We start from the raw sequence: 8,252 nt of genomic DNA on the forward strand, positions 1-8,252 counted from the left end.
CCCCCAGATCGGGGGGCATGGGGGGTCGTCCCCCCAAAAAAAGCAAGGCACCCGGGAAGCAAGAGCCCCAAAGGGGCGCTTGCGAACAGGGGTGCCCGAGTGCGCCGTCAGGGACTTGAACCCCGAACCCGCGGATTAAGAGTCCGCTGCTCTGCCAATTGAGCTAACGGCGCCTGTTCGTGTGGGGCCTCGGCCGGGGCCGGGGTCCCTTGCGACAGGAAGAACAGTACCAGGGGGCGGGGGCCTGTGCGAATCGGTTTAGTCCCGGGCGGGCAGGACGCTGACCATGCCCCGCCAGAGGGCGATGGCGGTGGCGCGGGAGCTGACGCCGAGCTTGGCGTAGATGCGGTTGACGTGGTTCTTCACGGTCTTCTCGGACAGGAAGAGCTGGCGGGCGATCTCGCCGTTGGAGCGGCCGGTGGCGATGAGGTCCATGACCTCCGACTCGCGGGCGGACAGGCCGAGGGTGGTGCGGGAGGCGTCGCGGACGCCGCGGATGAGGTCGCGGACGGTGAAGGAGCCGGGGACGAGGTGGCCGCAGGCGCCGGCGCGGAGCGCGGTCTCGGCGGCGGGCCGGTCGTCGGTGAGGAGGAAGACGCGGGAGGTCGCGCTGAGGGCCGCCGTGTGGGCGGCGGAGGGCGCGTCGAGCAGGACGATGTCGGGGCGCAGTCGCCCGGCGAGGGCGAGGGCGGTCTGGGGGTCGGGGGTGTCGGCGACGACCTGGAGTTCGTCGCCTGCGTCCAGGAGGGAGACCACGTCCGCGCGGAGCCGGGGGTCGGCGTTCACCACGAGGACGCGCAGTGGGGCCGTCTCGTCGACACTCATCCGTTGCCCTTGGCGTGTCGTTGACATGTATAGGGACGGAGCATAACGGGACGATCTTCGAGAGTCGATGGACCGCGCCGCATATGACAAAGGCCCCGGCCGATCGACCGGGGCCCCGCGCTGGGGTGAGTGAGGGGACTTGAACCCCCGACATCTTGGACCACAACCAAGTGCTCTGCCAGCTGAGCTACACCCACCGCGGCCGGGATCACTCCCGGCTCCCCAGTAGTGTAGCGGCTTCGCGGGGGTGGGTCAGCCGGAGGCGACCTTGGCGGCGATGGATCGGGCCGTGTCGGAGTCGGGGCCGGGCTGCGGGACGAAGACGGCGGCGCGGTAGTAGCGCAGTTCCTGGATGCTCTCGGTGATGTCGGCGAGGGCGCGGTGGCCGCCCTTCTTCTCCGGACTGGCGAAGTACGCCCGCGGGTACCAGCGGCGGGCCAGCTCCTTGATGGAGGAGACGTCCACCATGCGGTAGTGGAGGTGGGCGTCGAGGGCGGGCATGTCGCGGGCCAGGAAGGACCGGTCGGTGGCGATGCTGTTGCCGCACAGGGGCGCCTTGTTGGCGTCCTTCACGTGGCCGCGGATGTAGGCGAGGACGATGTCCTCGGCCTCGGCGAGGGTGACGCCGGTCGGCAGGGCGTCCAGGAGACCGGACGTGGTGTGCATGTCGCGGACGACCTTGGTCATCTGCGTCACGCTCTCGGGCGGCGGTTTGATGATGACGTCGACGCCATCGTCGAGGATGTTCAACTCGCTGTCGGTGACCAGCGCGGCTATCTCGATGAGCGCGTCGTTGCGCAGGTCGAGTCCCGTCATCTCGCAGTCGATCCAGACCAGCCGCTCGTTCATGCATTCACCCTACGGCCATGGACGACTGCGCGGGGCATTGAGCCGGATGGATTTAGGAGGTCACGCGTTGGGCGATATGTCCGGGAACGGGGATGCCGGGACGGAGGAGCGGGTCGGGGCGCGGCGGGCCGAACGCCTGGTGGACGGGCAGGACGCCGGCCCAGACGTCGAGGGCGTGGTCGGGTTCGTCGTCGCTGGGCGGGCCCTGGCGGAGCTTGACCGACGCCTCGGAGAGGGGGATCGCCAGTACGGCCGTTGCGGCGAGTTCCTTTCGGCTGGGGGCGCGCGTGGCGTCCCATTGCCCGGGGGCCAGTTGCTCGGTGATGGCCCGTAGTGCGGTGAGCTTCGCGTCGGTTTCCGTCACCGATTGGGGTCTCCCGTAGATGACGGCACTTCGGTAGTTGACGGAGTGGTGGAACACCGATCGGGCCAGGACGATCCCGTCGAGATGGGTCACGGTGACGCAGACGTCCTGGGACGGCCCGGCCATGAGGCTGCTCGCACCGGTGGAGCCGTGGATGTAGAGGGTGTCGTCCAGACGGCCGTATCCGGTGGGGAGGACGCGTGGTGAGCCGTTCACGATGATGCCGAGGTGGCAGATCAGGCCCGCGTCGAGGATGTCGTAGAGCGCGGAGCGGTCGGTGCCGGAACGCTCGGGGAGCCTGGTGAGGCGGGTGCGGTCGGTCGAGGAGAGTGTGTTCATACCGGTTTACGCTAGGAGGGAAGTGGCCTGGTCGGTATGGCCACTTGATGCGCATAGCCGGAGACCACTTTGTCGATCGATCTGCCGCTCGCCGTCGACCGGGACGCCGAGGAGCCGATGAGCGCCCAGCTCGTCGGCCAGTTGCGGGACGCGATGGCGGAGGGACGGCTCGCCGCGGGGGAGCGCCTCCCGTCCAGCAGGGCGCTGGGAAAGCTGCTGGGCGTCAGCCGGACGGTGGTGACCGAGGCCTACGAGCAGCTGTACGCGGAGGGGTGGCTTGAAGGGCGGCACGGGTCCGGCACCTACGTGACCGAAGGCGTCGCCGCCGCGCCTGTGCCGAGGCCACAGGAACCGGTGACGAGGCCAGCGCGGAGGACGGCGGCCCCGCACGAGATCGACCTGAGGCCCGGCACCGCCTGGATCGGTGCCCTGGACACCCCCGCGTGGCGCCGGGCATGGCGGCTCGCCGCCGGCGTGCCTCCGCAGCAGCGCCAGGACTCGCACGGTCTCCCGGGCCTGCGTGAGGCACTCGCGGGCTACATCAGACGTAGCCGCGGTGTCAGCGTCCCTCTGGACGGCCTCCTGGTGACGCGCGGAGCAACGAACGGGCTCGATCTCCTTGCCGCGACCGTGCTTCGCCCAGGCGACCGCGTAGGGGTGGAGGACCCGGGCTACGGGAAGGCGCGCACCGTCCTCAGGGGACGTGGTGCGGAGCTTGTGCCGTGCCCTGTCGACGAGCACGGCATCATCGCCGACGCCCTTCCGGACGACCTGCGCCTCGTCTACACGACGCCGTCGCACCAGTACCCGATGGGCGGCGTCCTGCCCGTCCCGCGCCGGCAGGCCCTGCTGGCGTGGGCGCGGCGCAACGGGGCTCTCATCGCCGAGGACGACTACGACGGCGAGTTCCGGTTCGACGTGGCGCCCCTGCCCGCCCTGTACGGGCTCGACCCGGACGTGGTCGTCTACCTCGGCACGACCGCGAAGATCCTCACCACGGACATGGGCGTGGGGTGGCTCGCCGGGCGTCCCGACCTGGTGGGCAGGGTGGCGCTGCGCCGGGAGCTGCTGAACGACCGCACCGCCGTCGTCCCGCAGGACGCGCTGCGCCTCCTCCTGGAACGCGGTGATCTCGACCGGTACGTCCGCCGGATGCGCGGCGAGTACGCGCGCCGCCGGGAGGTGGTGGTGCGGGCGCTGGACGGGCTCCGGCTGCGCGGCGACACCGCGGGCCTGCATCTGGTCGTGGACGTCCCGGAGTCCGAGGCGCATCGCATCTCGGTCGAGGCGGGCGAACGCGGCGTCCTGGTGGAGACCCTGGAGCGCCACCACATGGGGCCGCGGCGCGCGTCCGGCCTGGTGATCGGCTACGGGGCCGCGGCGACCATGACCGAGCTGCGCAAGGGCTGCGAGATCGTCCGGGACCTCGCCGGTTGAGCCCGGCAGTGCGACGAGATCGGCGACGTGGGCGGGTGCCGGGGGTGATCGGTCGGTTTCCGTCAGTTGGACATGGCGGACTGGCCGACCGGTACGGGCTCCGAGGCGGGCCGCAGCGGCGCCGGGGCGGGCGGGTCGGCCTGCGGCGGGCGGACGGGGTCGGGCGTGCGCGGGCGCGGCAGGAGCCGGGCCCCGCCGGGAGCGCTCGGCGCGCGCGGCTTCGGGATCGGCGCGACCGGGGTGTCGGGCCCGGTGATGCGCCGGATGTCGATGCCGCCGGGGTCGGGGCGGTCGAGCGTCGGCACCTGCGACGCGCCGTAGTGCCCGCCGCGCGCCCACTCCTTGCGGGTGCGGCTCGCGTGGTAGGACTGCGGCGACGGCAGCGGGGGGCCGGCCGGCCAGCGGCGCGCGACGCCCCACGCGTCCAGCCACTGGACGATGGCGTCGAGCCCGAGGAGCAGCGATCCGGTGAACGGCGTCCGGGACTGGCCGACCACCATGATCTGCGCGCAGACGCGGCCCTCCCGGCCGACGCGGTCGCCGAGCAGCCGGGCCGCGCGGGTGATCGGGAGGAGCTGGACGATCTCGCCGGTGCCGGGATGCCACACCAGGTGCGGCGGCCGGTCCTCCTTGCCGAGGTCGGCGGCCACCGAGCGTGCGGAGACGGCGCGCGGATCGTACTCTCCGGCGCACCAGACGGCACGGGGAGCACCTCCCCGCAACGCTCCTCCGTCCTGCTGTGCCGGCATGCGGCCGGCTCCCGGCAGCCATGCGTCTGCCACGGTGCGTCCCCCCCAATCGGGCGGTCTAGTCCCGAATGGTCTAGTCCTCTTCTCTTAGCCCAGCGAGACTCATAAGTCCAGCCTGCCGTCTCATGGGCCGGGTGACGGCTGCCGATACCCGTGCCAGGAGGAGCCCGGCGTGCTCGGGTGTCGTCGCAGAGGCGTACCCCGGGTGTTCAAAGATTCCACCTGGCATCAGGTTTTTCTCCGCGAGATCTGGGGACCATCCGGGCCCGGGCCCGTGTACGGCGGTGTTCCCGCAGGTCAGTGCGGATGCTGAAGACCGGGTGAAGCCTCCCTGCAAGTCGGCCGGAAGTGGACGACAACGCATCGCGCGTATAAGCGTCCGCGCGCAGGTGAGGGCCCATGTACGGGGGTGGGGTTCACGCCCCGGACCGAGCCACGTTCTAATAGAGCGTCATGACCGTTGACGCAGAACTTCCGGCCGGGGTTCCCGGCATCGACGTCCCCCGCCTGGCGTCCTGGCTGGCCCGTGAGCTGCCCGGGTCGGGACGGATCACCGCGATCGACCTCATCGCGGGCGGGCGTTCGAACCTGACGTACGGGATCACCCTGGACGGCGGCCGCCGCGTCGTGCTGCGCAGGCCGCCGCTCGGCCACGTCCTCCCGACGGCCCACGACATGGGCCGCGAGTACCGGGTGCTGTCCGCGCTCGGCGGCGGGACGGCCGTGCCGGTGCCGACGACGCTGGCGTTCTGCGACGACGAGGACGTCATCGGCGCCCGCTTCTACCTCATGGACTTCGTCGACGGCCGCGTCCTGCGCACCCGCGAGGACGCCGCGGACATGACCCCCGAGCAGGCGCGCGGCCTCTCCGCCGCGCTCGCGGAGGCGCTCGCGGCGATCCACACCGTGGACGTGGACGCCGTCGGGCTGGCCGACTTCGGCCGCCCGAACGGCTACATGGAGCGCCAGCTCAAGCGCTGGGGCAAGCAGTGGGACAGCTCGCAGGAGGCGATCAGGGCCACCGGGACCACCCGCGACCTGCCCGAGTACGACCGGCTCGTCGCGCGGCTCGCCGAACGGATGCCGGCGGACGCCCCCGCCCGGCTCGTCCACGGCGACTTCCGGCTCGACAACGCGCTCGCCCGGCTGGAGCCGCGCCCCGAGATCGCCGCCGTCGTCGACTGGGAGATGTCGACGCTGGGCGACCCGTTCTCCGACCTCGGGCTGACGCTCGTCTACTGGTCCGAGGCCACCGACGCCGACGAACTCCCCGTCGGCGCCACGATCACCTCGGCGCCCGGCTTCTACACGCGCCGCGAGTTCACCGAGCGGTACGCCGCGCTGACCGGCTTCGATCTCGCCGGCCTCGACTTCTACGTCGCGTTCGCGTGCTTCAAGCTCGCGGTCATCCTGGAGGGCATCCACGCCCGCTTCCTGCAGAACGCGACCGTGGGGGAGGGGTTCGAGCAGATCGGCGGCGGCGTCCCCGTCCTCCTGGACCGCGCCCACCAGACCCTGGACACCGGCTCCCTCTCCTAGCCCGCCCGTCCCCCGCCGGACGGACGCCCGTCCGGCGGGCGGAGCGAGCGGTCAGCAGGTGTAGGACACCGAAGCGGACTGGCCGGGCGAGATCGACACGGAGCCGGTCTGCTTGCCGAAACAGAAGCCGTCCGCCCGTGACACCGAAACCTGGGTGCTCTCCCCGGCGTCGAGGTGCCCGGAGCCTCCGGTCGTCCGGACGGGCCCGGACGTCCCGGTCACCCGCCAGTTCACCGGGCCCCCGACAGCGGTGATCGTGATCGCGCAGGAGTCCCTTCTCTCCATGTCGCATCCGTCCACGGACAGCCTGCCCGGCTTGGGCGGCTTCGGGGCCTCGGTGGTCGGCCGCGCCGGGGGTTCCGTCGTCGGCGTCTTCGACGGGCTCTTGGAGGGCGACGGCGACTTCGACGGCGACTTGGACTGGCTCGGCGACGGCGAGGACACCGTGGGGGACGGTTCGGTCGGCGACGGCTCCGGCACGGCCGAGTCGCCCGGTGAACCGCTGTCTCCGGGCACCGACGGACCGGTGGCCGAGGCGTTCGGCCCGCTGCCGTTGTGCAGCCACGTCCAGCCGCCGGCGAACAGCACGAGCAGGCCGACGGTCACGGCGACGGCCGCGAGCACCGGGCCGCGCCGCCGCGGCTCCCGGTCGCGGGCGCGCGGGGCGGCCGGCTGGTAGGGGAGCGGCCAGCCGTACTCGTCGAATGGCTCGGTCCAAGCGGCGATGGCGCGGCGGTTGCCGGCGCGGTCCTCGGCGGTCGCGGCGGTCAGCACGTCCAGCCGCAGCTCGGCGGGGATCGCCGCGATCGGCAGGACGGACAGCAGCCGGTCCGGGGGCAGTTCCGGCGTCTGCTGAACCTGGCAGATCGGGCAGCTCGCCACATGCCGGACGAGCGACGTCGACGTCTGCGGGGACAGCGGCCACGACTCGGTCAGCGCCGCCACGCTGGGGCAGCTCTTCCAGTGGTTCTGCGCGATGAGGGCCGCCCGCAGCGCGGCGGCGAGGTCCTCGCGGGCCTTCTCGACCAGCGCGAGCGTCTCCTCCAGCGGGATCCCGAAGACGCCGCAGACGTCGACCTCGTCCAGCTCGTGCCGGACCGACAGGTCGATCGCCTCGCGCTGCCGGCCGTTGAGCGCGGCGAGCGCGCTGTGCGCGAGCAGCCGCCGCTCCTCGCGGCGGGCGAGCTGCTCGGGGGTCAGGTCGTCCTCGGCCTCCGGCGCCTCCTGCCCGGTGTGCCGGTTCGGGCTGTCGCGGCGCCGCATGCACTCCTTGCGGGCGATCGCGTAGAGCCAGCCGCGCAGCCGGTCCGGTTCGGTGAGCCGGTCCGCGTGCTCGCGGGCCGCGATGACGACGTTGCGCAGCGCGCCGGCCGCCTCCACCCGGTCGCGGAGCAGGCCGTGGCAGTAGTCGTAGAGGAACGGCGCATACGTGTCGTAGACCTCGGTCAGGGCGATGACGTCCCCGGCTCGCAGCGAGTCCGCCAGCCTCTGGTCGTCGTTCTGCCCGGGCCCTGGCTCACCGGCCACGGGAACCCTCCCAGTCGAATCTCGGTGGTGTTGTGATCGTGCCCCCGGCGAGCCCCGACGCCTGTCGGCCGACTCTGGTTGCCTGATCTTGCCACCAAGTTGCTGGGATTTCTCCTCAAGGACAGATTTCAGTGACTGATTCGGTACGCCTTGTTGCCATCTGTCCTAGTCGAGGGGCACCCGGTCACACAAAAGTGATCTAGCTCACACTCGCCGATCAGCCGGTGCCGCCAGAGCCCCCGCCGTCTCCTGATCCGCCCCCGCCGCCAGCCTGGCACGTCCAGGAGACGGTCACGCTGCCGTTGGGAGAGAAGGAGACAGGGCCGGACCCGGACCTGGAGCAGTTCTGGGAGAGAGTCACTGTGACCATGTGAGTCTGACCGTTGGCGAGCGTGCCACCGTCGCTCGCGCTGAGCGGTGCGGCGGCCGATGAGGACCAGTTGACAGTCCCGCCCCTCGCACGGATTGCGATCGGACAGCTATCTCCGGGAGCAGACAGGTGGCAGCCCCCGCTCACGACCAGCGTGCCCGCCCTTTGCGTTGAGCGGGTCGGGTTCGGGGCGGAGGAGCGGGTGGAGGGCTTGAGCGTCTTGGATGGGGTCGGCGTCGGCGACGTCGTGGTG

Annotated in this window: 8 protein-coding genes and 2 tRNA genes; 3 read left to right on the top strand and 7 right to left on the bottom strand. The window is 71.8% G+C overall.

Annotation, left to right across the window (positions count from 1 at the left end; genetic code table 11):
• Positions 1 to 100: 100 nt before the first annotated feature.
• The 5 genes from E1284_RS35845 to E1284_RS35865 form a co-directional block, all read right to left on the bottom strand.
• Positions 101 to 173: transfer RNA gene (locus tag E1284_RS35845), tRNA-Lys, on the bottom strand.
• A gap of 85 nt (positions 174 to 258) precedes the next feature.
• Positions 259 to 825, bottom strand: a complete 567-nt coding sequence (locus E1284_RS35850; protein ID WP_131944603.1) for a response regulator transcription factor — start codon at positions 823 to 825, stop codon at positions 259 to 261.
• Positions 826 to 946: 121 nt separating this feature from the next.
• A tRNA-His gene (locus E1284_RS35855) sits at positions 947 to 1,022 on the bottom strand.
• A 55-nt stretch (positions 1,023 to 1,077) separates the two neighbouring features.
• Positions 1,078 to 1,674: an oligoribonuclease gene (gene orn, locus E1284_RS35860; protein WP_131944604.1), complete on the bottom strand. Its 597-nt coding sequence runs from the start codon at positions 1,672 to 1,674 to the stop codon at positions 1,078 to 1,080.
• A gap of 52 nt (positions 1,675 to 1,726) precedes the next feature.
• Positions 1,727 to 2,377 (bottom strand): pyridoxamine 5'-phosphate oxidase family protein, encoded by a 651-nt coding sequence (locus tag E1284_RS35865; protein WP_131944605.1) that lies wholly within the window; start codon positions 2,375 to 2,377, stop codon positions 1,727 to 1,729.
• A gap of 69 nt (positions 2,378 to 2,446) precedes the next feature.
• Between E1284_RS35865 and pdxR the strand changes: the two genes are divergently transcribed.
• On the top strand, positions 2,447 to 3,814 hold the full coding sequence (gene pdxR, locus E1284_RS35870; protein ID WP_341770457.1) for a MocR-like pyridoxine biosynthesis transcription factor PdxR: 1,368 nt from the start codon (positions 2,447 to 2,449) through the stop codon (positions 3,812 to 3,814).
• A 62-nt stretch (positions 3,815 to 3,876) separates the two neighbouring features.
• Here the strand turns inward: pdxR and E1284_RS35875 are convergent, their stop codons facing one another.
• Positions 3,877 to 4,563 (bottom strand): hypothetical protein, encoded by a 687-nt coding sequence (locus tag E1284_RS35875; RefSeq protein WP_243714952.1) that lies wholly within the window; start codon positions 4,561 to 4,563, stop codon positions 3,877 to 3,879.
• Between the two features lie 453 nt (positions 4,564 to 5,016).
• Between E1284_RS35875 and E1284_RS35880 the strand changes: the two genes are divergently transcribed.
• On the top strand, positions 5,017 to 6,102 hold the full coding sequence (locus E1284_RS35880) for a phosphotransferase family protein (protein WP_131944606.1): 1,086 nt from the start codon (positions 5,017 to 5,019) through the stop codon (positions 6,100 to 6,102).
• A 51-nt stretch (positions 6,103 to 6,153) separates the two neighbouring features.
• Here the strand turns inward: E1284_RS35880 and E1284_RS35885 are convergent, their stop codons facing one another.
• Positions 6,154 to 7,629 carry an RNA polymerase sigma factor gene (locus E1284_RS35885; protein WP_131944607.1) on the bottom strand — a complete coding sequence of 492 codons (1,476 nt, stop codon included), beginning with the start codon at positions 7,627 to 7,629 and terminating at the stop codon, positions 6,154 to 6,156.
• A gap of 392 nt (positions 7,630 to 8,021) precedes the next feature.
• Here E1284_RS35885 and E1284_RS42720 point away from each other — a divergent pair.
• The coding region (locus E1284_RS42720) for a hypothetical protein (RefSeq protein ID WP_207924139.1) at positions 8,022 to 8,252 on the top strand (231 nt) is incomplete at its 3' end.

The organism is Actinomadura bangladeshensis, from assembly GCF_004348335.1.
Taxonomy (GTDB): domain Bacteria; phylum Actinomycetota; class Actinomycetes; order Streptosporangiales; family Streptosporangiaceae; genus Spirillospora; species Spirillospora bangladeshensis.

Excerpts from the sequence above, each read along its gene's own strand:
- E1284_RS35880 (WP_131944606.1), top strand. The coding sequence starts at position 5,017 with ATGACCGTTGACGCAGAACTTCCGGCCGGGGTTCCCGGCATCGACGTC.
- E1284_RS35850 (WP_131944603.1), bottom strand. The coding sequence starts at position 825 with ATGAGTGTCGACGAGACGGCCCCACTGCGCGTCCTCGTGGTGAACGCC.
- E1284_RS35875 (WP_243714952.1), bottom strand. The coding sequence starts at position 4,563 with ATGCCGGCACAGCAGGACGGAGGAGCGTTGCGGGGAGGTGCTCCCCGT.
- orn (WP_131944604.1), bottom strand. The coding sequence starts at position 1,674 with ATGAACGAGCGGCTGGTCTGGATCGACTGCGAGATGACGGGACTCGAC.
- E1284_RS35865 (WP_131944605.1), bottom strand. The coding sequence starts at position 2,377 with ATGAACACACTCTCCTCGACCGACCGCACCCGCCTCACCAGGCTCCCC.